The organism is Salmonella sp. SAL04213, assembly GCF_046550535.1.
Classification (GTDB): domain Bacteria; phylum Pseudomonadota; class Gammaproteobacteria; order Enterobacterales; family Enterobacteriaceae; genus Salmonella; species Salmonella enterica.
The window spans coordinates 72,071-98,874 of the sequence record NZ_JBGDXS010000004.1 but is presented as its reverse complement, the minus strand read 5'-3'; the positions used below and the strand labels follow the sequence as shown (position 1 = coordinate 98,874).

The 26,804-nt window shown below is 54.2% G+C and carries 19 protein-coding genes; 13 read left to right on the top strand and 6 right to left on the bottom strand.

Features of this window, described 5'->3' with window-relative positions:
• Positions 1-86 precede the first annotated feature (86 nt).
• On the top strand, positions 87-842 hold the full coding sequence (locus ACLJPQ_RS12300; protein WP_000724553.1) for an IclR family transcriptional regulator: 756 nt from the start codon (positions 87-89) through the stop codon (positions 840-842).
• A 43-nt stretch (positions 843-885) separates the two neighbouring features.
• Here the strand turns inward: ACLJPQ_RS12300 and ACLJPQ_RS12295 are convergent, their stop codons facing one another.
• The 3 genes from ACLJPQ_RS12295 to ACLJPQ_RS12285 are packed head-to-tail and all read right to left on the bottom strand — an operon-like array spanning position 886 to position 4,881.
• On the bottom strand, positions 886-1,791 hold the full coding sequence (locus ACLJPQ_RS12295; RefSeq protein WP_000192193.1) for a dihydrodipicolinate synthase family protein: 906 nt from the start codon (positions 1,789-1,791) through the stop codon (positions 886-888).
• A gap of 43 nt (positions 1,792-1,834) precedes the next feature.
• A complete protein-coding gene (gene ilvD, locus ACLJPQ_RS12290; protein ID WP_000078493.1) occupies positions 1,835-3,550 on the bottom strand; it encodes a dihydroxy-acid dehydratase in 1,716 nt (571 codons plus the stop codon).
• Positions 3,547-4,881 carry an MFS transporter gene (locus tag ACLJPQ_RS12285; RefSeq protein ID WP_001518078.1) on the bottom strand — a complete coding sequence of 445 codons (1,335 nt, stop codon included), beginning with the start codon at positions 4,879-4,881 and terminating at the stop codon, positions 3,547-3,549. Before ACLJPQ_RS12285 ends, ilvD begins: the two co-directional genes overlap by 4 nt.
• Positions 4,882-5,218: 337 nt before the next feature.
• Here ACLJPQ_RS12285 and ACLJPQ_RS12280 point away from each other — a divergent pair, with 337 nt between their 5' ends.
• The 3 genes from ACLJPQ_RS12280 (at position 5,219) to ACLJPQ_RS12270 (ending at position 8,537) form a co-directional block, all read left to right on the top strand.
• Positions 5,219-6,328 carry a glycerol dehydrogenase gene (locus tag ACLJPQ_RS12280; protein WP_000258840.1) on the top strand — a complete coding sequence of 370 codons (1,110 nt, stop codon included), beginning with the start codon at positions 5,219-5,221 and terminating at the stop codon, positions 6,326-6,328.
• Between the two features lie 157 nt (positions 6,329-6,485).
• Positions 6,486-7,982, top strand: coding sequence for a PstS family phosphate ABC transporter substrate-binding protein (locus tag ACLJPQ_RS12275; RefSeq protein WP_227490270.1), 1,497 nt, complete (start codon positions 6,486-6,488; stop codon positions 7,980-7,982).
• Between the two features lie 9 nt (positions 7,983-7,991).
• Positions 7,992-8,537 carry a hypothetical protein gene (locus ACLJPQ_RS12270; protein ID WP_080095296.1) on the top strand — a complete coding sequence of 182 codons (546 nt, stop codon included), beginning with the start codon at positions 7,992-7,994 and terminating at the stop codon, positions 8,535-8,537.
• Positions 8,538-8,583: 46 nt separating this feature from the next.
• Here ACLJPQ_RS12270 and glpD read toward each other — a convergent pair whose 3' ends face one another.
• Positions 8,584-10,092, bottom strand: coding sequence for a glycerol-3-phosphate dehydrogenase (gene glpD, locus ACLJPQ_RS12265; RefSeq protein WP_000448178.1), 1,509 nt, complete (start codon positions 10,090-10,092; stop codon positions 8,584-8,586).
• A gap of 198 nt (positions 10,093-10,290) precedes the next feature.
• Here glpD and glpE point away from each other — a divergent pair, with 198 nt between their 5' ends.
• The 3 genes from glpE to ACLJPQ_RS12250 all read left to right on the top strand — a co-directional run bounded on the left by glpE (position 10,291) and on the right by ACLJPQ_RS12250 (position 12,375).
• Positions 10,291-10,617 carry a thiosulfate sulfurtransferase GlpE gene (glpE, locus tag ACLJPQ_RS12260; protein WP_000434523.1) on the top strand — a complete coding sequence of 109 codons (327 nt, stop codon included), beginning with the start codon at positions 10,291-10,293 and terminating at the stop codon, positions 10,615-10,617.
• Positions 10,618-10,692: 75 nt separating this feature from the next.
• Positions 10,693-11,523, top strand: coding sequence for a rhomboid family intramembrane serine protease GlpG (gene glpG, locus ACLJPQ_RS12255; RefSeq protein WP_000928702.1), 831 nt, complete (start codon positions 10,693-10,695; stop codon positions 11,521-11,523).
• A 93-nt stretch (positions 11,524-11,616) separates the two neighbouring features.
• Positions 11,617-12,375 (top strand): DeoR/GlpR family transcriptional regulator, encoded by a 759-nt coding sequence (locus tag ACLJPQ_RS12250; protein ID WP_000815085.1) that lies wholly within the window; start codon positions 11,617-11,619, stop codon positions 12,373-12,375.
• Here the strand turns inward: ACLJPQ_RS12250 and rtcR are convergent.
• Complete coding sequence (gene rtcR, locus ACLJPQ_RS12245) at positions 12,372-13,955, bottom strand: RNA repair transcriptional activator RtcR (protein WP_001232871.1); 1,584 nt, start codon at positions 13,953-13,955, stop codon at positions 12,372-12,374. The genes ACLJPQ_RS12250 and rtcR overlap by 4 nt on opposite strands.
• Before the next feature lie 189 nt (positions 13,956-14,144).
• On the opposite strand from rtcR, the gene ACLJPQ_RS12240 reads away from it, so the two are divergent.
• The 4 genes from ACLJPQ_RS12240 (at position 14,145) to ACLJPQ_RS12225 (ending at position 18,855) form a co-directional block, all read left to right on the top strand.
• Positions 14,145-15,698 carry a vWA domain-containing protein gene (locus ACLJPQ_RS12240; protein WP_080185089.1) on the top strand — a complete coding sequence of 518 codons (1,554 nt, stop codon included), beginning with the start codon at positions 14,145-14,147 and terminating at the stop codon, positions 15,696-15,698.
• A gap of 347 nt (positions 15,699-16,045) precedes the next feature.
• Positions 16,046-17,260 carry an RNA-splicing ligase RtcB gene (gene rtcB / locus ACLJPQ_RS12235; RefSeq protein WP_061424128.1) on the top strand — a complete coding sequence of 405 codons (1,215 nt, stop codon included), beginning with the start codon at positions 16,046-16,048 and terminating at the stop codon, positions 17,258-17,260.
• A 3-nt stretch (positions 17,261-17,263) separates the two neighbouring features.
• Positions 17,264-18,298 carry an RNA 3'-terminal phosphate cyclase gene (gene rtcA, locus ACLJPQ_RS12230; RefSeq protein ID WP_080185088.1) on the top strand — a complete coding sequence of 345 codons (1,035 nt, stop codon included), beginning with the start codon at positions 17,264-17,266 and terminating at the stop codon, positions 18,296-18,298.
• Positions 18,295-18,855 (top strand): hypothetical protein, encoded by a 561-nt coding sequence (locus ACLJPQ_RS12225; protein WP_001650910.1) that lies wholly within the window; start codon positions 18,295-18,297, stop codon positions 18,853-18,855. Before rtcA ends, ACLJPQ_RS12225 begins: the two co-directional genes overlap by 4 nt.
• A 141-nt stretch (positions 18,856-18,996) precedes the next feature.
• On the opposite strand, the gene malT is transcribed toward ACLJPQ_RS12225, so the two are convergent.
• Entirely contained in the window at positions 18,997-21,702 is a 2,706-nt protein-coding gene (gene malT / locus ACLJPQ_RS12220; protein WP_000907030.1) for an HTH-type transcriptional regulator MalT, read from the bottom strand.
• 594 nt (positions 21,703-22,296) lie between these two features.
• Here malT and malP point away from each other — a divergent pair.
• Together malP and malQ are read left to right on the top strand one after the other, a co-directional pair.
• Positions 22,297-24,690 carry a maltodextrin phosphorylase gene (gene malP, locus ACLJPQ_RS12215; RefSeq protein ID WP_061424134.1) on the top strand — a complete coding sequence of 798 codons (2,394 nt, stop codon included), beginning with the start codon at positions 22,297-22,299 and terminating at the stop codon, positions 24,688-24,690.
• A 9-nt stretch (positions 24,691-24,699) separates the two neighbouring features.
• Positions 24,700-26,778, top strand: a complete 2,079-nt coding sequence (gene malQ, locus ACLJPQ_RS12210; RefSeq protein WP_410967606.1) for a 4-alpha-glucanotransferase — start codon at positions 24,700-24,702, stop codon at positions 26,776-26,778.
• The last annotated feature ends 26 nt before the right edge of the window (positions 26,779-26,804 follow it).

Below are 26,804 nucleotides of genomic sequence, written 5' to 3'. Positions count from 1 at the left end.
AGCGGCACTTGGTCTCTGTCATGGAAAAAGGGTTGAGTACTGGTGTATAGTATTAGCAGAAAAATCCATAATTAATTGATAATAATATGAAAAAGATTACGACATCTATTCCGGCTCTCGATAAAATTATGCGCGTATTTGCTTACCTTCTGGAGTGCGATGGCGCAACGTTTACCCAGATCCATCAAAATTCAGGGATTGCGAAAAGCAGTACCTCATCTTTGCTCAACGGCATGGTGGAGCATGGGTTATTACGCCAGGAAAAAGACAAGTATTATCTGGGGCTACGCCTGTATGAATTAGGTAATAAAGCGGCGGAACAGTACGATATTAAAAAAATCGCGTTACCGATTCTTGAAGAGATTCGCGATAACACCGGCCTGACCTGCCATCTTGGCGTTCTGGAGGGCGATGCCCCTATTTACCTTCTGAAAGTCGAAAGCCCACAGGCTATTGTGATTCGAAGCTGGGAGGGCAAGCGTCTCTCATTACATAGCTCAGGGCTGGGAAAGGTGCTGATTGCATGGCTTAGCGGGGAAGAGCTGGAGGAGTTGCTGCCTCCAGATCAGATATTAACGCGTTTTACGGATACGACGATCACGGATGTGAATATCCTTAAGCAGGAGTTAGCAGGAATTCGCCGTCGCGGCTGGGGTTATGATAACGAAGAAGACTCCCTTGGCGTGCGCTGCATTGCGGTGCCGGTATTCAATACGCAGGGGAAAGTGATCGCCGCCCTGAGCGTATCCGGCGTTACGTTCCAGATCCCCGATGATAAACGCGAGTCGCTTGCTACGTTGATGATGGATGCCAGCCGTAGCCTGACGCGTCTGATGTGCTGAAATAAAAAGACATAGCGGGCAAGAAGCCCGCTTTCGTCATCGCTTAAAGTCCCGCACGCTGTAAGATCTGCTTCAAATTCGAAATATGTTCTTCATTTGCCGGCAAAACGGGGGGCATTACATGAGTTGAAATATCGACTCCGCTAAGCTGAATTGCCTTTTTGATTATCCCGAAGAAAGGTGAATCCAGGCTGTAAATAGTGGAAAGCGCGGACAGCCTGCGCTGTAATCCGAACATTGTCTCATACTCTTTTTCACACCACGCGCGGTAGATCCCGCAGGTTAGCTGCGGCGCAAAGTTCGCTGTCGCTGGAATCCCGCCGTTGCCGCCTAAGATAAGCGTATCCATCATATATTCATCATAGCCGGAGAAAATAACGAAGTCCGGACGCACTGGCCTGACATTATTGATGATTTCACGAATATGGCTGATATTATCAACGGTATCCTTAATGCCGATAATATTGGGGTGATCCTGCGCCAGCCGGGTAATTAAATCAACGCTAAGGTCCTGTCCCGTCAATGCTGGGAAGTTGTAGAGAATCACCGGGCTTTTTATGTTATTAGCCACGGTTTTGAAATGATGATAAATATACTCATCGGTCAATCTGGCATAGTAGGGATTGAGTACCAGCACGGCATCGACTTCGAGTCGGTCGGCATGCTGACCATACTCAATCACTTCCTGCGTGCTGGTGCTGCTAATACCTAATAGTACTGGAATACGGCGGTTAATATGACGGACGCAAAACTCTGCGGTTTCCAGACGCAGCGCATTGGTCATATGGCAAAATTCCCCCCCGCTGCCCAGCAGTAATACGCCATTGACCTTGCTTGCAATAAGATGATCCAGCAAGGTTGCCATGCCGACTTTATCTAACTCTCCCTGCGCATTAACAATGGTCGGAACTGGCGGAAATACGCCGTGAAATTTCGTAATCTGAGTCATGTATTGATCCTTAAAACAGGCGAGCCGTAGCCCGCCAGGGATATTATTTAAGCCAGGCTCCGGCCATTAATGATGTTGCATTAGCGGTGAACTGTTTAAAGACGCCGCGACGGTTTGAATAATCAGGTTTCTTCCAGCTTGCTCGACGCTCTTCAAGACAGCGGCGTATTTCCTCTTCTGTTTTAGGCATCCCGTCGATCCCTACAATATTGAGCTTGCGGCCTTTCACATCCATTTCGATTAAATCACCATCTTCCACCAGGGCAATCGGCCCGCCATCAGCGGCTTCTGGCGAGACGTGTCCGACACATGGCCCGCTGGTCGCTCCAGAGAAACGACCGTCGGTAATCAATGCGACTTTTCCGTCGAGGCGTTTGTCATACACGATGGCATCGGTGGTCATCAGCATTTCCGGTGCGCCAGAGCCTTTTGCGCCTTCGTAGCGAATGAAAATGACGTCTCCGGGTTCGATATGGTTATGGATGATGGCCTGCTGAGCGTCTTCTTCGGAGTTAAAGACCCGAGCCGGACCGGTATGGTGGTGCATATCCGGCGCACAGGCCGCGTATTTAATGACCGCTCCTTCAGGCGCGATGTTGCCTTTCAGTACCGCAATCGACCCTTTTTTGGTGGCATTTTCTGGTTTACGGATTACCGCCTCCGGACTGACTTTGTAATTGTTGAGGTAACCGTGGTTGCGGGTAAAGAAGCCGGATTGATGGAGCATTTCCAGGTTGTCGCCGAGCGTACGGCCAGTCACGGTAAGAACATCAAGATCCAGATAATCGCGCAGATACCATTGCACCATTGGCACGCCGCCAGCGAACCACATCATTTCGGTAACGTATTCACCGCTGGGCTGAATATTGGTCAGATAAGGGATTTCGTTATTGATCCGATCAAACAGTTCGGGCTTCAGCTCCCATCCAAGTTCATGAGCGATGGCCGGAAGGTGGATCATCGCATTGGTGCTGCCACCAATAGCAGCATGGACTTTGATAGCATTTTCAAACGCCGCAGGAGTCAGGATCTTATGGGTGGTGATATTTTTCTCCGCCAGATATAGCGCCTGGTGGCCTGCGGTTCTGGCAACGCGGCGAATTTCCGCCAGGGTCGATGGCAGCAAAGCGCTGCCTGGCAGGGCCAGCCCCAAGGCCTCCGACATGCACTGCATGGTACTGGCCGTTCCCATAAACTGGCAGGCTCCGGCGGTGGGGCAACCGCATTGCTGCATGGCTTCCACTTGCTGAATGCCGATTTCGCCTTTCTTCAACTTAGCAGTGATCCCACCGAGGTCAGAAGTACTCATATTCGGTGCCGGACGCATAGAACCGCCGGGAATATGCAGCAGCGGCAGGTTCAGGCGTGCGGCGGCAATCAGATGCGCCGGGATAGATTTATCGCAGCTTGAGATCAGAATACCGGCATCATAAGGCACCACTGAGGCATGAATTTCGACCATGTTGGCAATAGCTTCTCGAGATGCCAGGATGTAGTTCATCCCATCGTGGCCCTGACCCCAGCCGTCGCAGATATCCGTCACATGGTGACGGACCGCGCGACCGCCGCTTTCATGAACACCCAGCACGGCTTCATCGCCCAGTTGGTTAAGATGGAAACTGCCCGGATGACTTTCGCCATAGCAATCATCCACCAGGACCTGCAGTTTATTGACATCTTCTTTGCTGTAATTCATTCCAAGACGCAGGGCGTCGAGCTGCGACCACAGATCGCGAGCATGTTGACATTTTTGGCTCATTTGGCGATTCCTTCCTGTTTAAGTGACGCACCCGGCGTCGAGGTGTTAGGTGTGTTGCTGCTACCTGCAGGACGAGCGGTAACAGAAGGCAAGCTGAAAAGCAGTCCAACGGCGATAAGCAGGGCGGCAACCAGTACGGTCATTCCTGCTGTTTGCGAGAACGTCACCGTTAACAGCCCGACGAGGTACGGACCGATAAACCCGCCGATGTTGCCCAGGGCGTTGATCGTGCCGCGCACGCCGCCCAGAACGTTGGGGGCGAAGAGTAATGGCGGCAGCGTCCAGAATGGACCGGCATAGGCTTGCAGGAAGAACCCGCAAATAACCATCATGCCGTAGGCGAGCCAGACGTTATCTTTCAGTAATAAGGAGAGGGCGAGGCAGACCGCGAAACCCAGCAGAGGAATAGCCGTGTAAAGGCGGCGATTCATCGTCTTATCACACCATTTGGCGATGTAATACTGACCGATAATGCACAGAACGTAAGGCGCCGCAGTGAGTACCCCAACGATGGTCATGCCGCTGCCGGTCAGGTGTTTAATCAGATTTGGCATCCATAGCGCGAAGCCATAGAAGCCGACCTGTACGAAGAAATAGATACCGACAAGCTTCCACAGGTTGATGCTTTTTAATACGCCGCGAATGCTGCTTTGCTCTCCGCCAATACTCAACGCGCGATCGGCCAGCAATTTTTGTTCGATCCAGGCGCGCTCTTTCGGATCCAGCCACTTTGCCTGATGCGGGTGATCGGAAACCAAAGGTAGCCAGACAAAGAGCAGTCCCAGAGAGAGCAAGCCTTCGATGATAAACATCTCCCGCCAGCCGTAGGTTTCAATAAGCCAGCCGGAAAGCGGCCCGGTAATAATAGAAGCGACGGCCAGGTTCATCTGGAAATAGGCGATAGCCCTGGCGCGCTCCTCATTTGGGAACCAGTGGCCAATCAGCGCCAGAATGGCGGGATACACAGCACCTTCCGCCACGCCGAGCACAAAGCGGATAATCAACAACTGCGTCGGTGTCTGAACAAAACCGGTCAGCAGGGCAAAGCCACCCCAGGCGACGATTGTCCAGGCAATTAACTTTTTGGCGCTTAGCCGCTCGGCTATCTGACCGCCGGGAATTTGCAGGAAGATATAACCAATAAAGAAGATCCCGGCGACCAGACCGGCAAAAGAAGCCGTCATGCCTAAATCTTCATCCATGCCGCCTGCGATCCCAATGGCGATATTGGTCCTGTCCATATAGGCCACGATATAAACGAGGATCGTGGCTGGAATAATATGCAGCCAGCGCCCTCGTGTGGTCGGTTTCTCTATTTCAATGCTCATCATTGCATCCCTTTAGTATCAAAAATGTGTTCTGTATATGGAACTACTGTTCTGTATATTGACACTATGCCGACGTATTCATACAGCGTCAATTCCATACTCTAAGGAAGGTTATATTTTGTGATTTGCTTCAAAAATGAACGGAGATAAGGTGAGAAAGAGCGGGTAACCCAATGGAAACTGCTCATTGGTCTAATACATAGCCAAAATTGTGCGCTGCCTCACAGGATAAAATTATGCTCTCACCTGGTCATTGTGTGTTCAGAGTAAACAGCATTAAATTCTTTATGTGGAATTTGTGTTCTGTATATTGAACTTTAATGCTTTTTAAGGAGAAACAATGGTTACTACCGCGATCTTTCCGTCACGATATGTTCAGGGTAAAGGAGCGTTGACAACGCATCTCCCGCAGGAATTGGCCGCACTCGGTCATAAGGCGCTGATTTTGCAGGATCCTGTTGTTCACAACACCTACCGGGATACAGTTGCAACAGCACTGCACGGGGTGATTGAATTTGATATCGAAGTGTTCAGTAGCGAGTGCAGTGATGAGGAAATTGCTCGCATCTCCGCACGCGCGCAGGAAATTGGCGCCGATGTGATTGTCGGTATGGGGGGTGGGAAAACCCTGGATACGGCAAAAGCAACCGGCGCCAGCCTGCGGTTGCCTATTGCCGTGGTTCCTACTCTGGCCTCAACGGATGCGCCGTGCAGTTCACTGGTTGTTATCTATACGCCAGAAGGGAAATTCAAACGCTACCTGATGATTCCACGTAACCCGACACTTGTGCTGGTGGACAGCAGTATTATTGCTGCCGCGCCGGTACGCTTTTTGGTTTCCGGGATAGGCGATGCGCTGGCAACCTGGTTTGAAGCGGAAGATTGCCGCATCAAAGGGGCAGGCAATATGACCACCAGGCCAGGACCGATGACCGCATTTGAGCTGGCGCGCTTTTGCTACACCACCTTGATGCGCTATGGGCGCCTGGCGAAGCTTGCCTGTGAACAACATCAGGTTACTCCGGCGCTCGAACATGTTATCGAAGCGAATACACTATTATCCGGGCTCGGTTTTGAAAGCGGTGGGCTGGCGGCGGCGCACGCCATTCATAACGGTCTGACGGTACTGCCCGCCACGCACAAATACTGGCATGGGGAAAAGGTTGCGTTTGGCACGCTGGCAATGCTTATGCTCACCGATAGAGCGCCTGAGCTTATCGAGGAGGTTTATCAATTTTGTGAAGATATAGGCTTGCCCACCACGCTGGCGGATATTGGTCTGGCTGGCGTTAGCGATGATGAACTGCTGGCCGTTGCCAGGGCGTCTTGTCAAACTGGGGAAACGATGCACAACGAGCCGTTTACCATTACGCCGGAGGCCGTTCAGGCGGCATTGCGGGCCGCCGATGCTGTTGGGCAGGCGCGGAAAAAGATCGATCTTGCAGGTTAATGTGAGCCTGTAAATAAAAAACGGCAGCCGGAACTTTCAACTTCTGTCTGCCGCTATCGTGAATGTTTTAACGTCGCGATTTCAGAAAAATGCATGGGGGGTGCTCAGGACTACCGGGTTTATACTTCCGCTATCGCAGGGATTAGCGGATAGAAAAATGAAAAATGCTAAGTGGCTTTTTTTGTCAATCATAATGGCGTTTATCGGCGTGCCGCTGCTGGTGAACATTATTACGATTATCGTGGGGGGAATGTGGGCGTGCATTAGCGTTCTTGAAAATAGTATCCCCGTCGCGCAATCTATTGAGAAGGCGACCATTATCCCGGTAGCGCTTCTGGGCGCAGGGTTAATTTTTCTTTGTGGCCGGATATGGGGAAAGGGAAATGCATCAGAGGTAAATCCAGAATGGCGTGATTGCTGCCTGCTTATGCCCGCTCTGGTGGTGCTGATGGGGTGGGTCATCCTGATGTTTCTCACCGATCTTAATATTCACGCGATAGGGCGTAAACCCATCGCCCAGGTGGTGCAAACGCTTTGGTTAGTACCCAGCGTAATATCCTTTTTCAACGGCTGGGTATGGGCAGTGTTGCTCATCCCGGTTGGCTCGCAGCTCTGTTTTGCATTGGGGTATGGCGGTGCGCGTTGGGGAGTGCTACGCGGCGGTGCGGGCTACTCTTGTCGTAATCTGCTGGTGATTTGCCTGCTGTTTTTCGGGAGCTGTGCCGTATATCAGTCACATCTTTATGCCGTGAAGTATCCCGCTCCCGAGAGCAGTGAATATCTTTATTTCCGCGATTATCAGGCGCACACATGGGGCAACAAACTAACCGGGCTGCGCGATGAACCGACACTTTTGCTCACCCAAAATTGGCCGCGGCTCGATGGCGCAACGGCTGGCTTGCCGTTATACGCCTCGGCTTTTTATGCGCTTACGCGCTTTCCGGATGATATCTGCCCTGAAGACTACCTTGAAAACCAGGGAACCATTGAAGCCTATCAAAATATCCTTAACGGTAATGCCGATCTTATTTTTGTCGCCCAGCCTTCCACTGCTCAAAAGCAATTGGCCGAGGCCAGTGGCGTAAAACTGGTTTACACCCCCTTTGCACGTGAAGCGTTTGTGTTTATCGTCAACCAAAACAATCCCGTGTCATCGTTGAGTGATGTACAAATTCGCGGCATTTTTAGCGGAAGAATCACCCACTGGAATGAGGTAGGCGGAGAGGCAATCGACATTAAGCCCTGGCAGCGACCGGAAAACTCTGGCAGCCAAACGGCGATGCTGGCGAAGGTAATGAAAGAAACAAAGCTGATGCCAGCGCAAAAAACATCAGTGGCAACCGCGATGGGGGAAATGGTGGATATCGTGGCTGAGTATCGCAATACGCACAACGCCATTGGCTATACCTTTCGTTATTACGCTACGCAGATGCACAGCAATAAAGAGATTAAATTACTGGCGATAAACGATGTTGCGCCGACGGTTGAAAATATTCGTAACGGCAGTTACCCATACACGGTTGATGTTTATATGGTCACCCGTGAACACCCCACAGCGGAAACACAAAAGCTGGTGGACTGGTTTCTAAGCCCGCAGGGACAACAGTTGGTGCAGGATGTGGGATATGTGCCGCTGTATCCGGCCGCGAAATAAAGGGACTAAATGGAAGATGTTAAATTATATGTGGAACGGGTAGGCGTAGACCCGGCCAGCGGCGCGGATATTCGTATTGCACGGCGTGAATCCACTTCGTGGCATAAAGATATTGTTGCTGAGCTGATTAATCAGGTTCTCCGGTGTGGTGCAACATTAATCATCATCGCTGTGCTGACCGCCTGCGATGATCGCCAGGTAAGCTATTTTCCTGATTATGCCGCCATACCCGAGCAATCCGGTATCTGGACCTGGCTGCCTGTGTTCTTTCCATCGTCCGCCAGTGAAATAGAGATGACGTTTAACCTGGACAGCAATCTTTTTTATGCTGACTTTAGCGTGGCCGACGGTGATAAACGCGCGCATTTTGAAAGCGTGCTGGGGGAGGAGAGCGTGGTTCATTATGCCAACTTTTCTCATAAAAGCTGGTGTAAAACGGGGAAAACTCTCTGGAATAGTGAAGCGCGGGCAAAACCCTTCTTTATTACCAAAATAAGTGTCGATCGCTACCGTATCACTAATCATATGCCCGGCTGTACAAAACCCGGCGAGTGAATGCGGTATGTGGCGAAAAGGGCGGTATAAACCGCCCCGGATTTTATTACGACGCCAGTGAAAGTTGGTGTTTCTCAACATACGCCGCCAGCCACTGGGTGATGCGGGATTGCTGCTCGGCGGTCAGCCACATGCCTTCTTTGGTGCGACGCCAGATAGCGTCTTCAGTACGGCGCACCCATTCGTGATCCACCAGGTACTTGAGTTCCGCTTCGTAAAACTCATGACCGAAATCTTCGCCTAAATCAAGCAGCGACGTGGCTTCGCCGAGAATCCACTCCGTGTTGCTGCCGTAAGTGCGCGAATAGTGGCGCGCCAGCGATTCCGTCAGGAATGGGTAACGACGACGCAGCTTCGCCGCGTAATCTTCGCGGCTGCCGTCGATGTCGCCGCCGGGCAGTACGCACGTTTTGGTCCATGCCGGGCCGATGCCTGGATAATAAGACGCCAGTTTTTCCATCGCATGTTCGGCCAGCTTACGGTAGGTCGTGAGCTTACCGCCAAACACGGAAAGCAGCGGCGCTTTGCCGTTTTCATCATGAATATCAAGGGTATAATCGCGAGTGATCGCCTGCGGTGAGTCGGACTCATCATCGCACAGCGGACGGACGCCGGAGTACGTCCAGACGATGTCATCGCGCCCCAGTTGTTTCTGGAAGTGCGCGTTATAGACCTTCAACAGGTAATTAATTTCGCTCTCTTCAATTTTTACCGCTTTCGGATCGCCTTTATATTCGACATCGGTTGTGCCAATGATCGAAAACTCTTCCATCCACGGAATGACAAAGACGATACGCTTATCTTCGTTTTGCAGAATATACGCCTGCTTCTGATTATGGACGCGCGGCACGACGATATGGCTGCCTTTGATCAGGCGGATGCCATACGGCGACGGCAGGTGCATCCCTTCGTCGAAGAACTGTTTGACCCACGGTCCGGTGGCGTTAACCAGTCCGCGCGCCTGCCAGACATATTTTTTACCGGTGTCGATATCTTCCGCTTCGACAATCCACAGGCCATTTTCCCGACGAGCGGCGGTTGCGCGAGTACGGGTAAGGACTTCGCCGCCTTTACGCACCACCATCTGTGCGTTAGCCAGCACCAGACGCGCATCGTCTACCCAGCAGTCGGAATATTCGAATCCGCGCACGATTTCAGGTTTGAGCACCGAATCTGCGCCAAACCGCACACCGGTGGAACCGGGTAAGCTGGTACGTTTGCCGAGGTGATCGTACATAAACAGACCGATGCGGATCATCCAGGCTGGACGTAAATGCGGGCGGTGCGGCAGACGAAAACGCATCGGGAAGGCGATGTGCGGCGCCATTTTCAACAACACCTCACGTTCTGCCAGCGCTTCGCTGACCAGGCGGAACTCGTAGTGCTCAAGGTAGCGTAAGCCGCCGTGGATAAGTTTCGAACTGGCGGAAGAGGTTGCGCAGGCCAAATCCTGCGCTTCCAGCATGAGTACGGACAAACCGCGTCCGGCGGCATCAGCCGCGATGCCTGCACCGTTAATGCCCCCGCCTATCACGATCAGATCTTTGGTTTCCATGCTGCCCTCTTGCACTTTCGTTAAAGTTCAAAAATGTTCGTTATCGAACATAATAGCAAAGAAACGCGCTATTGGTAACATCGAAAAAACATTTTAGAGTGATATGTATAACATTATGGCGTTAAGCTACTCCGTCAACGTACACTGGGCGATAAAATGCCTTAATTGGCTTCACCGGCAATAATGAAAGAGCGATTCATGGAACAATTTGAATGTATCACTGTAGAAGAGGCGTATCAGAAACTGCACCAGGGCGCGGCGGTGCTGGTCGATATTCGCGATCCGCAAAGTTATGCCATGGGTCATGCGCCGCAGGCGTTTCACTTGACTAACGATACGCTGGGCGCGTTTATGCGTGAGCATGGTTTCGATACCGCCGTGATGGTAATGTGCTATCACGGCAACAGTAGTAAAGGCGCCGCGCAGTATCTGCTCCAGCAAGGCTATGATGCGGTTTACAGCATTGACGGCGGGTTTGAGGCCTGGCATCGCCGTTTCCCTGCCGATGTCGCGAATGGCGCGTAATCCCATAAAGATGCAGCCTCCGACGAGAAGGGTATATATACTGTCTTCTTTTGTATGGACTAAGCGACAGCAATAATGTTGATGATTACTTCCTTTGCGAATCCTCGCGTGGCGCAGGCATTTGTTGATTACATGGCCACCCAGGGCGTCATTCTTACTATTCAGCAACATAATCAAAGCGATATCTGGTTGGCAGATGAATCGCAGGCCGAACGTGTGCGGGTCGAGCTGGCGCGGTTTATAGAAAATCCCGGCGATCCGCGTTATCTGGCGGCTAGCTGGCAGTCCGGGCAGACTAACAGCGGGCTACGCTATCGCCGTTTTCCCTTTCTCGCCACGCTGCGTGAACGAGCCGGCCCTGTTACCTGGATCGTGATGCTCGCCTGCGTGCTGGTCTATATCGCGATGAGTCTCATCGGCGATCAGACGGTGATGGTGTGGCTGGCGTGGCCGTTCGATCCGGTTTTAAAATTTGAAGTCTGGCGCTACTTCACCCATATCTTTATGCACTTCTCACTGATGCATATTCTTTTTAACCTGCTGTGGTGGTGGTATCTCGGCGGGGCGGTAGAGAAGCGCCTGGGCAGCGGTAAATTAATCGTCATTACGGTGATAAGCGCGCTGCTAAGCGGCTATGTACAGCAGAAATTTAGCGGCCCGTGGTTTGGCGGACTGTCTGGCGTCGTCTATGCGCTGATGGGGTACGTGTGGCTGCGCGGAGAGCGCGATCCGCAAAGCGGAATTTACCTCCAGCGCGGCTTAATTATTTTTGCATTATTGTGGATAGTCGCTGGTTGGTTTGACTGGTTTGGCATGTCTATGGCGAACGGCGCGCACATCGCCGGGCTTATCGTCGGTTTAGCGATGGCCTTTGTTGATACGCTGAATGCGCGAAAACGAACGTGAGGCGTATCCGGCCTGTGGTCGAGATATTTTTCCAGGCCGGGTAGGGCGAATGCCGCTATCCGGCGCAAGGTTGGTTACTTTCAGAGATTATTCATGAAACAAACACAACGGCATGACGCGATCATTGAACTGGTGAAAAAACAGGGGTACGTCAGTACGGAAGAGCTGGTGGAGCATTTTTCTGTCAGCCCGCAAACCATTCGTCGGGATCTTAACGATCTGGCGGAACAGAATATGATTTTGCGCCACCACGGCGGCGCGGCGTTGCCCTCCAGCTCGGTGAACACGCCGTGGCACGATCGTAAGGCGACGCAAACGGAAGAAAAAGAGCGCATCGCTCGCAAAGTCGCGGCCCAGATTCCCAATGGTTCAACGCTGTTTATTGATATCGGCACGACGCCGGAAGCCGTAGCGCACGCCCTGTTAGGGCACAGTAATTTGCGGATCGTGACCAACAATTTGAACGTAGCGAACACGCTAATGGCGAAAGAGGATTTTCGTATTATCCTCGCCGGCGGCGAACTCCGCAGCCGCGACGGCGGCATTATTGGCGAAGCGACGCAGGACTTTATCGCCCAGTTCCGTCTCGATTTCGGCATTCTCGGTATTAGCGGTATTGATAGCGACGGCTCGTTGCTGGAATTTGACTACCATGAGGTACGCACCAAGCGCGCGATTATCGAAAATTCGCGCCACGTGATGCTGGTGGTGGATCACTCTAAATTTGGCCGTAACGCGATGGTAAACATGGGCAGTATTAGTATGGTCGATGCGGTCTACACCGATACCCTGCCGCCGCCGGGCGTGATGCAGGTGTTGACGGAGAACCATATTCAACTGGAGCTGTGTTAATTCTGTAAAACGTCCCACGTCAGCCCAAAACGCGCCAGGTACTTACGCAGCCGGTCAGCGTCATTCACCGTGGCTTTCCCCTGACGGGAAACGTTGAATAGCTGCCGCCCGGCGTCGGAAAGGGTTTTCGCCTGGCGGCAGACCGCAACGACGTTTTCCAGTTGCATACGGTCAAACAGATCCAGCGCCGTTGCGTCAATGCCCGGCAGTCCGTCGAGCGCGGAGGGGCGATGGTCATTCCAGCTATAGCGCAAACGCGCGATTTCATCGTCTACCGTTTCGACCGTGATTCGCCCGTTGTCCGCCAGCGTCGCCATGCGGGTGACGCTGGCGGAGAGTTCGCGGAAGTTACCGCGCCAGGCGGCCTGCGGCGAGGTGGCGAAGCTCAGCCAGGCGCGGCGCGCTTCGGTATTAAAACGCACGCTGTCGCCGGTTAGCGCCGCGTGGCGTTCCAGTTCGTAGTCAAGGTTTGGCTCAATATCTTCCTGGCGCTGACGCAGGCCCGGTAGTTCGAAGGTCCAGAGATTAATACGCGCGTACAGGTCTTCGCGGAATGTCCCCTCCGCCACCCGCTGGCGCAGGTCGCGCACCGTGCCGGCAATCAACTGGAAATCGCTGCTGACCTGCTGGTCGCTGCCGAAAGGGTAAAAGCGTTTTTCTTCAATGGCTTTCAGCAACATGGCCTGTTCATCCGCGCCCAGTTCTCCCACTTCGTCAAGAAACAACATGCCGCCGTCGGCGCTGCGCAGCAGCCCTGCACGCTCCTCTCTCGCGCCGGTAAACGCCCCCTTAACGTGGCCGAACAGCGCCGACATCGCCGTGTCGCCGCGCAGGGTGGCGCAGTTCACTTCGACAAACGGGCCGCTGAACTGGTGGCGGGCCAGTTTTAGTTCATAGATGCGACGGGCGAGAAACGACTTGCCCGCGCCGGTCGGGCCATTGAGCAGGATTGGCGAACGGGAGCGTATCGCGACGCGCTCAATTTGCTCAATCATCCGGTTGAAACACGGGTTGCGGGTTGCAATGCCGGACTTCAGGAAGTTGAGCGTCTCCTCCCGCTCCTGGGCGAAGCGGGTGGCGATATCATTGTAGCGGCTGAGGTCGAGGTCAATAATCGTCACGTCGCCCGTGCTATGCGGTTTATCTTTTTTGCGCGGCGGCGAGGTCTGCGCTAATCGCGCCGGAAGATAGCGCGCCTCCGCCAGCAGGAACCAGCAGATCTGCGCGACGTGGGTGCCGGTGGTGATGTGAATCAGATAGTCTTCATCTTCGGGATGAAAAGTATGGCTGCGGGCGAAATCGTGCAGGCAGGCGTAAACCTCTTCGAAGTCCCACGGGTTGCGGATCGCGATTTCTACGCCGACGACTTCCGTTTCCGGCGAGACGCTGGCGATATCCTTCTTTAATCCTTCAAACAGCGAGCGAGAGCGGGCATCGTACAGCAGTTCCAGGCGGTGAACGACCAGCGTCTCCTGCTGGCACAGACACAAAGTAGGGCGCCATTTTTCCCAACGTTGACTGCCGCGTCCTGCATAGTCGAGTACCGTACCGACAAAACCAAAGGCCACCGTTTTTCGCATCTTAGATTTCCTTCTAAAAGACGAGATAATTTTATCGCTTTTTAATGGCTGCCGTGCAGGCATTTTTCTTTCACTTGAACGCTAAAGAAATAAATCAATTAAAAATCAATATATTAAAAAATAATTTATTTTCTGGCACGCTGGTTGCAATAACTCTGGCATGGAGAATAACGGAAATGGGAAAAACAAATGGCTAATCCACTTTTGTTCCGTTCGCTGTTAAGGGACGCGCCGCTGGCCAACGCCAGCAATCAGCAAGGCGCAGCGGCCTTTGCCTTCACCCCGCGCCATAAACTGGCGCAAATGGTGATGACCGGCTGCATGAACGAGACTTTTTATGCCAGCGGCCAGGCGCAGCTAAATGATGTTCTGGCGACGGCGAAAGATCTCGACGATCTGTTTTTAGCGCAACTGGCGATTTATGGCCGCGAACGCGGGATGATGAAGGATATGCCCGCGCTGTTGACCGCCATTCTGGCGGCGCGTGGTTCGGCGCTGCTGCCGGTAGTATTTGCGCGGGTGATCAATAATGGCCGGATGCTGCGTAACTTTGTGCAAATGTTGCGCAGCGGCGTGACCGGGCGGCGCTCGCTGGGGACGCGGCCAAAGAAGCTGGTGCAGCGTTGGTTGCAGAACGCCAGCGAAGAGCGCTTATTGCAGACATCGGTGGGCAATGCGCCGTCGCTGGCGGATATCGTCAAAATGGTGCACCCACGGCCGCAGGTGGCGTGGCAGGAAGCCTTCTTCGCCTGGCTGATTGGTAAGCCGTGCGATAAGACGCAACTGCCGGAAAAAACGCGCGCGCTGCTGGCGTTTCGTGAAGGCGACATGGGCGCGGCCTTACCCGATGTGCCGTTTTTACTGCTGACCAACGCGCCGCTGAGTCGCGAACAGTGGGCGCAACTGGCGCAGCGGATGAGTTGGCAAACGTTGCGGATGAATTTGAATACGCTGGCGCGTCATGGCGTGTTTGAGAATGCAACGCTTGCCGCCAGCGTGGCGCAGCGGCTGGCGGACAGGGCGCAGGTGCGCCAGTCTTGGGTTTATCCTTATCAGTTGCTGTCGGCGTGGAGCAATCTGCAAAGCGGCGTGCCGCAGGTTATTCGCGAGGCTTTAGCGCAGGCGATGGAGTACGCGCTGGAGAACATTCCGCCGTTTCGCGGCAACGTGGTGGTCTGCCCGGACGTGTCGGGGTCGATGAAGTCGTCGATAACCGGCTATCGCAAGGGGGCGACCAGTAAGATCCGCTGCGTGGACGTTGCCGGGCTGATCGCCGCCGCCGTGCTGCGTAATCATCCGCAGGCCCGCGTGCTGCCGTTTGAATGCGATGTGGTCGACGTGCGGCTTGATGCGCGCCAGTCGGTCATGCACAACGCGCAAAAGCTGGCGGCGGTTGGCGGCGGCGGCACCAACTGCTCCGCGCCGCTACGTAGGTTGTTGAACGAGCGGGCGCGGGTGGATCTGGTGATTATGGTGTCGGATAACGAATCGTGGGTTGATAAATCGCGCCATGGCTCAACGGCCACCATGGAATGCTGGATCGAACTGAAAAAGCGCAACCCGCAGGCGCGCCTGGTGTGTATCGATCTGCTGCCTTACGGCACCACGCAGGCGGCGGAACGAAACGATATTTTGAACGTCGGCGGCTTCAGCGACGAGGTGTTTACGGTGATAGATAACTTTGTTAACGGTCGCTATGGCAGCACGCACTGGCTGGAAGAGATTGAAGCCGTGACGCTGTAAAGAGTATTCAGCGCGGCGCGAATGCTGGCCGGGATTACATCTTTCCCGATGCGTATCATCCCGGCTATGAATTTGTCGCGCAACGCTGAAGGCACGAATGCTGGTGGATCTACACCTTGTATGGCCAGACGCAGGTTCGAACCCTGCCGGGGCTTAGCCCTGTAGCTCAACGGTAGAGCGGGTGATTCACCTTAACTTGTCGTGCCACCCTATTTTGGCGAATGCCTGTGGATCTACATTTGTTGCGGGTTCGAGACCCGTCAGAGCCCGGCTCTGTAGCTCAATGGTAGAGCGGTGTATTCACATAAACTTGTCGCCACCCTAATGATTAAAACGAGAAAAAAATGATGAATTACGAATTGATGACCACCCAGAACGCACCGGTAAAAATGTGGACCAAAGGCGTACCGGTAGAAGACGATGCCCGTCAGCAGCTGATCAATACGGCGAAAATGCCGTTTATTTTCAAACATATTGCCGTTATGCCGGATGTGCATTTGGGGAAAGGATCGACCATCGGTAGCGTGATCCCGACGAAAGGGGCGATTATTCCGGCGGCGGTGGGAGTGGATATCGGTTGTGGAATGAACGCGCTGCGTACCAGCTTAACGGCGGCCGATCTGCCGGAAAATCTGGCGGAACTGCGTAGCGCCATAGAGGCCGCTGTGCCTCACGGGCGTACCACCGGACGCGGGCATCGCGATGTGGGCGCATGGGGAAAACCGCCCGCCAACGTTGATGAAAAATGGGCGCAGCTGGAAGCGGGATATCAGTGGTTAACGCAAAAATATCCGCGCTTTTTGAATACCAATAACTATAAGCACCTGGGAACATTGGGAACCGGTAACCACTTTATTGAGATCTGTCTGGATGAAACCGATCGGGTATGGATCATGCTGCACTCCGGTTCGCGCGGGATCGGTAACGCCATCGGCACCTATTTTATCGGCCTGGCGCAGCAAGAAATGCAGGAGCAGTTAGAAACGCTGCCGTCCCGCGATCTGGCGTATTTTAATGAAGGAAGCGAATATTTTGATGATTACCTGAAAGCGGTACACTGGGCGCAGCAATTCGCCAGCCTGAACCGCGAGGCGATGATGGAAAACGCGCTGGCGGCGCTCCAGCGCTGCGTGGAAAAACCGATCGCCCTCGATATGGACGAGATCAACTGCCACCATAACTATGTGCAAAAAGAGCAGCACTTTGGCGAAGAGATCTATGTGACGCGTAAAGGGGCAGTTTCGGCGCGGCGCGGTGAGTTCGGTATCATTCCCGGTTCGATGGGGGCGAAAAGCTTTATCGTGCGCGGGCTGGGTAACGAAGAGTCGTTCTGTTCGTGCAGCCACGGCGCCGGGCGTGTGATGAGCCGAACGAAAGCGAAGAAACTGTTTAGCGTTGACGATCAGATTCGCGCCACCGCGCATGTCGAATGCCGTAAAGATGCGGACGTGATCGACGAGATCCCAATGGCGTATAAAGATATTGATGCGGTGATGGCGGCGCAGTCTGACCTGGTGGAAATCATGTACACCCTGCGGCAGGTGGTGTGCGTTAAAGGATAGAAAATGGCAAGGATCATCGCGCTGGATGGCGCACAGGGAGAGGGCGGCGGGCAGATTTTGCGCTCGGCGCTGAGTTTATCAATGATAACCGGCCAGCCGTTTGAAATGAGCGGCATCCGCGCCGGGCGCGCCAAACCGGGGCTGCTACGCCAGCATTTAACGGCGGTGCGGGCGGCAACGGAAATCTGCGGCGCGCAGGTGAACGGCGACGAGCTGGGCTCGCAACAGTTGCGTTTTACGCCGGGGCCGATTCGCGGCGGCGAGTACCGTTTCGCGATTGGCAGCGCGGGCAGTTGTATGCTGGTGCTGCAAACCGTCCTGCCCGCGCTGTGGTTTGCCGATGGTTCATCCCGCGTGGAGGTTCACGGTGGGACGCATAATCAGGCCGCGCCCAGCGCCGATTTTATCTGCCGCGTCTGGGAGCCGCTGTTGGCGAGGATGGGCATCAGCCAGCGTACCACGCTGATAAAACACGGCTTTTATCCGGCAGGCGGCGGCGCGGCGGCGACGGTCGTCGAACCGGCGGCGTCTTTACGCGGTCTAACGCTGATATCGCGCGGCGAGACGCGGCGTATCACCGCCGAAGCTTTACTGGCCTCGGTGCCTCACCACGTTGGCGAACGTGAAGTCGCAACGCTGGAAGCCCACTTCCCGCAGGCGGAGAAAAACGTCGTTGCTCTGGAAGGCGGCTGCGGGCCGGGCAACGCGCTGTCGCTGATGATCCAAAGCGAACAGTTAACCGAACTGTTCGCCGCGTTCGGCGTAAAAGGCACCAGCGCGGAAGCGGTAGCTAACCAGGTTGCGCATGAAGCGCGGCGCTATCTCGCAAGCCCGGCGGCGGTGGGAGAGCATCTGGCCGACCAGCTGATTTTACCGCTGGCGCTGGCGGGCGAAGGCGCGTTTACCGTGGCGCGGGCTTCCGCTCACTTGCTTACCAATATTGCGGTGGTGGAACGGTTTTTGCCGGTAATGTTCAACCTGGAGGAGGCGAGGGGGATGGTGCAGGTTATGGTAAGTAAAAAGGATAGCGGATCATGACATACCACGCTGATTTCCTTGATGCTGAACAACGCGTTGCTGACGCCATCCCGGAGAGGGATGTTAATCCCTTTTCCGGCCCTTCAACGATGCGGCGAAGAGTGCTGGTGAGTCAGGACGGCGAGCCGGTTATCGTGCTGTGTCTTTTTGTCGCGCTGGAAGAGGGGCGCTGGATCGTTGAGCAGTGCTTCAGCGGCATCATGAATAATGATAAGACTATTGCGATATTATACGGTCAGCACGTTCATTTATTTGATACGGATTCACATCAGGTTAAGAGCCTGTTTCTTGATGATTATGTTGGCCATATTTATTCAATACCCGATGTTTGGGATCATAAGGCCTCGCTGAGCGAGAATTTCCTGGTCACAACCTTTCAGTATACGTTTCTTATCAACGTGAGTTCCGGCATTATCTGGCGATCGGAACCGTGTGGTATTGATGGCGTCATTATTCACGATATCCGGGAGGGTATTATTTATGGCAGTGGCGAATGGGACCCGCCGGATGGATGGGCGCCATTTAACCTGCGGCTGAGCGACGGCCATCGGGCCTGAAGCCAACTCAACGTCTGGATTTACGTTTATGCCGGATGTCGGCTACGCCTCTACGCCTTACCCGGCCTACAAAAGCAGCAATATCAATATGATTTAAAATGACTCTGCAGGCCTGATAAGCGAAGCGTTATCAGGCACAAGTTAAACCCCGTACCCCATCATCTTCAGCAACTGCTGCGCGTGCTGTACCGCGTCCTGACGGTGCGCGACGCCGAGTTTCTGGTAGAGGTTGCGGATATGCGTCTTAATGGTGGTTGCGGCTACCGCCAGTTCGCCGGCAATCTGTTCGTTGCTGTAACCGGAATAGATAAGCCCTAACACCTGCCATTCACGCTGGGTGAGCGGGCTGGTGCGAATAAGCTCCGGGACATCCGGATGGTTAAGCAGGCGCTCGACGAAGCCTTCGTCAAAATGGGCGAATTTATGCCGGTGATGTTGGTTAATCTCTCGCAGGATGCGCTGCGCGCGATGCTGCTCCATCTCCGGCAGCGTATTGAGTTGAATCAGCTGACGCAATTGTTGCGCCATGGCTTCGCCTTCAATCACAAAATGGCTGATAAATCCGGTGCGGTTGGCAAGCTGTAAGGCATCAAGCAATACGCGCTGGGCGTCGTTTTTCCGCCCGGATTGCCAGTAAAGCTGATTGAGTAACAGCAGATTGCGGTTTAAATCGCTCATTAAGCGCAGGCTACGGGCATTCTCATTTAACTCTTCCAGCACGATTTCCGCAGGCTCGAATTCGCCCAGCAGGATCTGCGCGCGGGCGATATTCCGCCATTGCCCTTGCAGAAAATGGTTATTGGCAAACGCCGGTTTGGGCGTATGACGTAACCAGTTGGCGGCGGATTTTTTGTCGCCGGTTAACTGCCAGTAAATGACACGCACTTTATCAGCGTTAGAGATCCAGTCGCAGTGATAACGACCATTGCCTAATAAATTTTCCAGTCGGTTAAGCTGACTACGGGCATTATCCAGATCGCCGCGCGCCAGCGAGCACTGCACCAGTAACGTCAGGCACTGCAACTGTTGTTGCGGCTGGAAGGTGGACAGCACAGCGATACCGCTGCGCGCCGAGGCCTCCGCTTCGTCAAGGCGCGCCCACGCCCACAGCAATTGCGCGCGGATACGTACCAGAAACTCATGCATCGGCAGTTGTTCCAGATGTTGCTCTTTGATCAACTGGAAGGCTCTCTCCTGCGTTTCCCATGCGGCCTGCAGGAATCCCTGGGCGAACTGAATTTCGCTTTGTTGAATTAAGCTCCACAGCGCGTAATGCCAGACGTCATGATGGCGCGCCATTTGTTCGGTTTGCTGCATCAGCGATAAAGACTGGCTGAGATCGCCTTTACAGTGCAGCACTTCGCCGTGAACGGAGGTCGCGACAATGCGGCTATAAAACCAGGCGAGAGGAAGCTCATCCAGCGCCAGTTTCGCCAGCCGCTCTGCCTCTTCCGGATTGCCGTCGTTGATGGCGACCTGGGCGCGCAGCGCGTTAAATTCAGCATGCAGCGTGCCGTCCATGACCCCTTTGATCTCTTGCTCGGCGCGCGCCAGCAACGTATTCACTTCACTGTAGCGGTGTTGGCTTTGCATCAGCCAGGCCTGTAACAACACCAGCCGCGGATTTTCCAGCAGGCTTTCCCACGGCAGCGCTTTTAATGACTCTTCCAGCAGCGCCAGTTCACTGTGATTAAACAGCCCCCACGCATGGTTAAGCAGGATATCGCGCAGCATTTGCGCGTCACCCGCCGCCAGCGCATGATGTATAGCTTCGCTGGGAAAACCCTGTTCCATCCAGCTTTCCGCGGCCGCACGGTGGATCTCCGGCAGTTCCGCCGCCAGTTCCCACTGGCAACGCTGGCGCAGAAAGCTACCAAACAACGGGTGATAGCTAAACCACTCGCCCGTGTCGTCCATGCGTTGCAGGAATAACCCCTGGCGCTCAATCTCCTCCAGCCGCATCTGGCCGTTTTCTTCGCCGGTCACGCGCACAATCAACGCGTCATTCATTGAGCGTAAGATCGCGCTTTTAAGTAAAAAATGTCGGGTGCTGACATCCACGTTATCCAGTACTTCGTCCACCAGATAATCAGAAAGGTGGCTGGCATTAATCCCGGCAAGACGGCGGGCGGAGTGATGCGCAGAGGTATGGTTCTGGCGCGCGGAGAGGGCGATCAACTGTAGCGCAGTGGCCCAACCGGCCACATCGTCGCACATGCGGCTGCTCTCAGCGGCTTCAATGGGCGACGAAAGACGACGGTCAAAAAATTGCTTTGCTTCCTGATGGTTAAAAGCCAACTGCTGGCTGCCGATTTCCAACAGCTGATCGCGCACGCGCAGGTTAGCGATGCCCAGTTGCGGCAAATTACGCGATAACACCACCAGGGTGAAATTTTCCGGCTGATGCCGTAAGAAAAAGCGCATCGCGTCGTGAATCACCGGATTGGTAATCAAATGGTAGTCGTCAATCACCAGATAAAGCGGGCGATGCCACTGCGCCAGTTCAATAAAGAGCTGTGCGAAGAGAGACGTCAGGCTGGCGTACTGACGTTTTTGCGCCATCGCTTCGCTGGTCGAGCAGTGTCCGCCGGTGGCCTGTTGGATAGCGGCAATTAAGTAACTGGCGAATCGCTCTTGCTGGTTATCGCCTTCGTCGAGAGAGTACCAGCCTAATTCATTTTTGCCCGCCGCCCACTGTGAGACAAGCGTGGTTTTCCCATAGCCAGCAGGACTGGTTACCAGGGCGAGCCTGAAATTGTTCGCGCCGGAAAGTTTAGCCAACAGCCGCTCACGAACCACGGTATGGTCGAGACGAACCGGACGACTTAATTTAGACGGAATCAACATAGCAATCACTTCACTGTGGGAAATGGGGGGAACTGCGATTTTTTTTGCGCTTCGTAATTAATAGATATAAGGTCGGCCAGAAAGCATTTTAATGCAAGCTAAGCAGACTTTTTATGTGTCTGAATTTGCACTCTGTCACAATTCTAAATAACGGTATTAAAAAAGTATTCGGCGCGGTTGAAACGAGCGTCAGAGCTGGGCTGAGGTCATATTTCCGTTATTGTAAATAATGTCCTGGACATCATCCGGATTTAACACAATGGCGATACCAGGCGTTTAATTAATTATGTTTAGTTAGTGAATCTCCCGCCGCTGAATATTTCAGGTAAGAAACTATTTCGGCGTTCATATAATCTTTCGAAAATACCCCTTCGCGATTTACTGTTATTTCTGTTTATTCATTTGATTATGCGTAACACTGGGTGTCGTTGACAGGAATCGGCGCGTTTATACAGGGGTAAGTGGCGGCGATCACACTTTTATGCTCATCCCCGCTCCTCCTCCCTCCCTAATCATTGCCGGGAGGAGGAAGGTCAACATCGAGCCTGGCAAACTAGCGATAACGTTGTTTTATTACCCGAGGACGGATTTCCTATGTCACAGCCAACCTTCAATAAAGATCAATTCCAGGCCGCCCTGACGCGTCAGTGGCAGCGTTTCGGTTTACTGTCGGCGTCTGACATGACGCCTCGTCAGTGGTGGCAGGCCGTTAGCGGCGCGCTGGCGGAATTACTGAGCGCGCAACCGGTAGCGCAGCCGACGAAAGGCCAGCGTCATGTGAACTACATTTCGATGGAATTTTTGATTGGCCGCCTGACGGGAAATAACCTGTTAAATCTGGGGTGGTACCAGGACGTTAGCGATGTGCTGAAAGCGCACGATATTAATCTGACCGATCTGCTGGAAGAGGAAGTCGATCCGGCGCTCGGCAACGGTGGTCTGGGACGTCTGGCCGCCTGCTTCCTCGATTCGATGGCCACCGTCGGGCAGTCCGCTACGGGCTATGGTCTGAACTACCAGTATGGGCTGTTCCGTCAGTCATTTGTTGAAGGCAAGCAGATGGAGGCGCCTGATGACTGGCATCGCGGCAGCTATCCGTGGTTCCGCCACAACGAGGCGCTGGACGTCCAGGTTGGGATCGGCGGTAAAGTCACCAAAGAAGGGCGCTGGGAGCCCGGTTTTGTGATTACAGGCCAGGCCTGGGATCTGCCGGTGTTAGGCTATCGTAACGGCGTCGCGCAACCGCTGCGTTTGTGGAAGGCGACCCACGCGCATCCGTTTGATCTGACCAAATTCAACGACGGCGCTTTCCTGCGGGCGGAACAGCAGGGTATCGATGCGGAAAAACTGACGAAGGTGCTTTATCCCAACGATAACCACACGGCGGGTAAAAAACTGCGTCTGATGCAGCAATACTTCCAGTGCGCCTGCTCGGTAGCGGATATTCTGCGTCGCCATCATCTGGCCGGACGCAAACTGCATGAGCTGGCGGATTACGAGGTCATTCAGTTGAACGATACTCACCCGACCATCGCCATTCCGGAACTGCTGCGCGTGCTGATTGACGAGCACCAGCTGAGCTGGGATGACGCCTGGGCTATCACCAGCAAAACCTTCGCCTACACCAACCATACCCTGATGCCGGAAGCGCTGGAGTGCTGGGACGAGAGGTTAATCAAAGCGCTGTTGCCGCGTCATATGCAGATTATCAAGCAGATTAACGATCGCTTTAAGACGCTGGTCGATAACACCTGGCCTGGCGATAAGCAGGTATGGGCAAAACTGGCGGTGGTGCATGACCGTCAGGTACGCATGGCCAATATGTGCGTGGTCAGCGGCTTTGCGGTCAACGGCGTGGCGGCGCTGCACTCCGATCTGGTGGTGAAAGATCTGTTCCCGGAATATCACCAGCTTTGGCCGAACAAATTCCACAATGTCACCAACGGCATTACGCCGCGTCGCTGGATCAAACAGTGCAATCCGCAGCTTGCGGCGTTGCTGGATAAAACGCTGAAAAAAGAGTGGGCTAACGATCTCGACCAGTTGATCAACCTCGAAAAATACGCTGACGACGCCAAATTCCGTCAGCAGTATCGCGACATCAAACGGGCGAACAAAGAACGGCTGGTGAAATTCATCCAGGCCCGTACCGGGATTGAGATTTCAAGCAACGCGATTTTTGATATTCAAATCAAACGTCTGCACGAGTACAAACGTCAGCACCTGAACCTGTTGCATATTCTGGCGCTGTACAAAGAGATTCGCGAAAACCCGCAGGCTGACCGCGTACCGCGCGTATTCCTGTTTGGCGCGAAGGCGGCGCCGGGCTATTACCTGGCGAAGAACATCATTTTTGCTATCAATAAGGTTGCGGAAGCCATTAATAACGACCCGGCGGTGGGTGATAAGCTGAAGGTGGTTTTCCTGCCGGATTACTGCGTCTCGGCGGCGGAAATGCTCATTCCGGCGGCGGATATTTCCGAGCAAATTTCTACCGCCGGGAAAGAGGCGTCCGGCACCGGCAACATGAAACTGGCGCTGAACGGGGCGTTGACAGTGGGAACGCTGGACGGCGCTAACGTTGAAATCGCTGAGAAGGTGGGTGAAGAGAATATCTTTATCTTTGGCCATACTGTGGAAGAGGTCAAGGCGCTCAAAGCCAAAGGCTACGATCCGGTGAAATGGCGTAAAAAAGACAAAGTGCTGGATGCGGTGCTAAAAGAGCTGGAAAGCGGTCAATACAGCGATGGCGATAAACATGCCTTTGACCAGATGCTGCATAGCCTCGGCAAACAGGGGGGCGATCCGTACCTGGTCATGGCGGACTTCGCCGCTTATGTCGAGGCGCAAAAGCAGGTGGATGCGCTGTATCGCGACCAGGAAGCGTGGACGCGCGCCGCGATCCTCAATACCGCGCGCTGCGGTATGTTCAGTTCCGATCGCTCTATTCGCGATTATCAGGCCCGTATCTGGCAGGCAAAACGCTAAGGGAGCGCGATGGAAAATAAACGTCTCGATAGTGCCGCGCTGGCGGCGGGGATCAGCCCCAGTTACATCAATGCTCATGGCAAACCGCAGTCTATTGGCGCTGAAACCAAGAGACGTTTGCTGGCGGCGATGCACGGCACGACAACAGGACCACAGGCGGTCGTGCCGAATGTGAAGGTTTATACCGCGGGTAAAAAAATGGCGTTGCCGGTAGAGGGGCACGGCGAGTTTGCCTGGCTGCTGACTACGGAAGAGGGCGTGCATTACAAAGGGCGCGTGACGGGCGGTAAAAAACTTAACCTTCCGGCTACATTGCCGGAGGGCTACCACACCCTGACGTTGACCCAGGATGAACAGCGTACGCACTGCCGGATTATCGTCGCCCCGCCGCGATGCTATGAGCCGCAGGCGCTGCTGGAGGGGAAAAAACTGTGGGGGGCCTGCGTCCAGCTTTATACTCTGCGTTCAGAAAAAAACTGGGGTATTGGCGATTTCGGCGATTTGAAGTCGATGCTGGTCGACGTGGCGACACGCGGCGGCGCGTTTATCGGCCTGAACCCGATCCACGCGCTTTATCCGGCGAATCCGGAGAGCGCCAGTCCCTACAGCCCCTCGTCTCGTCGCTGGCTGAACGTGATATATATCGACGTCAACGCCGTCGAAGATTTCCGCCTGAGCGAAGAGGCGCAGGCATGGTGGCAAATGCCCGCCACACAGCAAAAGCTGCGACAGGCGCGCGATGCGCAATGGGTGGATTACGCTACCGTTACCGCGCTGAAAATCACGGCGCTGCGGATGGCGTGGACGCGGTTTGCCGCTCGCGACGATGCGCAAATGGCGGAGTTTCGTCACTTTATCGCCCGCGAAGGCGAGAGCCTTTACTGGCAGGCGGCATTCGACGCGCTGCATGCGTATCAGGTAAAAGAGGATGAGCAGCGCTGGGGCTGGCCAGCCTGGCCGGAGGCGTACCAGTCGGTAGAGTCTCCCGCTGTAAAACAATTCTGTGAAGCGCACCGCGAAGAGGTGGAGTTTTACCTCTGGCTTCAGTGGCTGGCCTGGCGCCAATTCGCCGCCTGCTGGGATACCTGCCAGAGTTTTAAACTACCGATTGGTCTGTACCGCGATCTGGCGGTTGGCGTAGCGGAAGGCGGCGCGGAAACCTGGTGCGACCGGGAGCTGTACTGCCTGAAAGCATCTGTCGGCGCGCCGCCGGATATCCTCGGCCCGCTCGGTCAGAACTGGGGGCTGCCGCCAATGGACCCGCATATTATTGTCGCCCGGGCGTATGAGCCCTTTATCGACCTGCTGCGCGCCAATATGCAAAACTGCGGCGCGTTGCGCATTGACCATGTCATGTCGTTGCTGCGTCTGTGGTGGATACCGTATGGCGAAACCGCGGATCGCGGGGCATATGTTCAGTATCCGGTTGACGACCTGTTGGCTATTCTGGCGCTGGAGAGCCAACGTCACCGTTGTATGGTGATAGGCGAAGATCTGGGGACGGTGCCAGTTGAGATTGTCGGCAAGCTGCGCGATAGCGGGGTCTATTCTTATAAAGTGCTGTGGTTTGAAAATGACCTTGAGAAAAACTTCCGCGCGCCAGGCGCATATCCGCAACAATCGATGGCTGTCGCCTCGACGCACGATCTCCCCACGCTGCGCGGCTATTGGGAATGCGGTGACCTGACGTTGGGTAAAGCTCTGGGGCTTTATCCGGATGAAGTGATTCTGCGCGGGCTGTATGAGGATCGCGAGCGGGCGAAACAGGGGCTATTGGACGCGCTGCATAAATATGGCTGTCTGCCAAAACGCGCCGGGCATAAGGCATCGTTAATGTCGATGACGCCAACGCTAAATCGCGGACTTCAGCGCTATATCGCCGACAGTAACAGCGGTCTGTTGGGGCTACAGCCGGAGGACTGGCTGGATATGGCCGATCCGGTTAACGTACCGGGCACCAGCGATCAGTATAAAAAATGGCGACGGAAGCTCACCGCCACGCTGGAGCAGATGTTTGCCGATGAGGGCGTAAACAAGCTGATTAAGGATTTGGATAAGCGCCGAAAAGCGGCCGCGAAGAAGAAGTAATAAAGCCGGGGATTTCCCCGGCTTTA

Excerpts from the sequence above, each read along its gene's own strand:
- rtcB (WP_061424128.1), top strand. The coding sequence starts at position 16,046 with ATGAATTACGAATTGATGACCACCCAGAACGCACCGGTAAAAATGTGG.
- ACLJPQ_RS12275 (WP_227490270.1), top strand. The coding sequence starts at position 6,486 with ATGAAAAATGCTAAGTGGCTTTTTTTGTCAATCATAATGGCGTTTATC.
- ACLJPQ_RS12270 (WP_080095296.1), top strand. The coding sequence starts at position 7,992 with ATGGAAGATGTTAAATTATATGTGGAACGGGTAGGCGTAGACCCGGCC.
- ACLJPQ_RS12225 (WP_001650910.1), top strand. The coding sequence starts at position 18,295 with ATGACATACCACGCTGATTTCCTTGATGCTGAACAACGCGTTGCTGAC.
- ACLJPQ_RS12295 (WP_000192193.1), bottom strand. The coding sequence starts at position 1,791 with ATGACTCAGATTACGAAATTTCACGGCGTATTTCCGCCAGTTCCGACC.
- malT (WP_000907030.1), bottom strand. The coding sequence starts at position 21,702 with ATGTTGATTCCGTCTAAATTAAGTCGTCCGGTTCGTCTCGACCATACC.
- ACLJPQ_RS12280 (WP_000258840.1), top strand. The coding sequence starts at position 5,219 with ATGGTTACTACCGCGATCTTTCCGTCACGATATGTTCAGGGTAAAGGA.
- ACLJPQ_RS12240 (WP_080185089.1), top strand. The coding sequence starts at position 14,145 with ATGGCTAATCCACTTTTGTTCCGTTCGCTGTTAAGGGACGCGCCGCTG.
- ACLJPQ_RS12300 (WP_000724553.1), top strand. The coding sequence starts at position 87 with ATGAAAAAGATTACGACATCTATTCCGGCTCTCGATAAAATTATGCGC.
- rtcR (WP_001232871.1), bottom strand. The coding sequence starts at position 13,955 with ATGCGAAAAACGGTGGCCTTTGGTTTTGTCGGTACGGTACTCGACTAT.
- malP (WP_061424134.1), top strand. The coding sequence starts at position 22,297 with ATGTCACAGCCAACCTTCAATAAAGATCAATTCCAGGCCGCCCTGACG.
- malQ (WP_410967606.1), top strand. The coding sequence starts at position 24,700 with ATGGAAAATAAACGTCTCGATAGTGCCGCGCTGGCGGCGGGGATCAGC.
- glpD (WP_000448178.1), bottom strand. The coding sequence starts at position 10,092 with ATGGAAACCAAAGATCTGATCGTGATAGGCGGGGGCATTAACGGTGCA.
- rtcA (WP_080185088.1), top strand. The coding sequence starts at position 17,264 with ATGGCAAGGATCATCGCGCTGGATGGCGCACAGGGAGAGGGCGGCGGG.
- glpG (WP_000928702.1), top strand. The coding sequence starts at position 10,693 with ATGTTGATGATTACTTCCTTTGCGAATCCTCGCGTGGCGCAGGCATTT.
- ilvD (WP_000078493.1), bottom strand. The coding sequence starts at position 3,550 with ATGAGCCAAAAATGTCAACATGCTCGCGATCTGTGGTCGCAGCTCGAC.
- glpE (WP_000434523.1), top strand. The coding sequence starts at position 10,291 with ATGGAACAATTTGAATGTATCACTGTAGAAGAGGCGTATCAGAAACTG.
- ACLJPQ_RS12250 (WP_000815085.1), top strand. The coding sequence starts at position 11,617 with ATGAAACAAACACAACGGCATGACGCGATCATTGAACTGGTGAAAAAA.
- ACLJPQ_RS12285 (WP_001518078.1), bottom strand. The coding sequence starts at position 4,881 with ATGATGAGCATTGAAATAGAGAAACCGACCACACGAGGGCGCTGGCTG.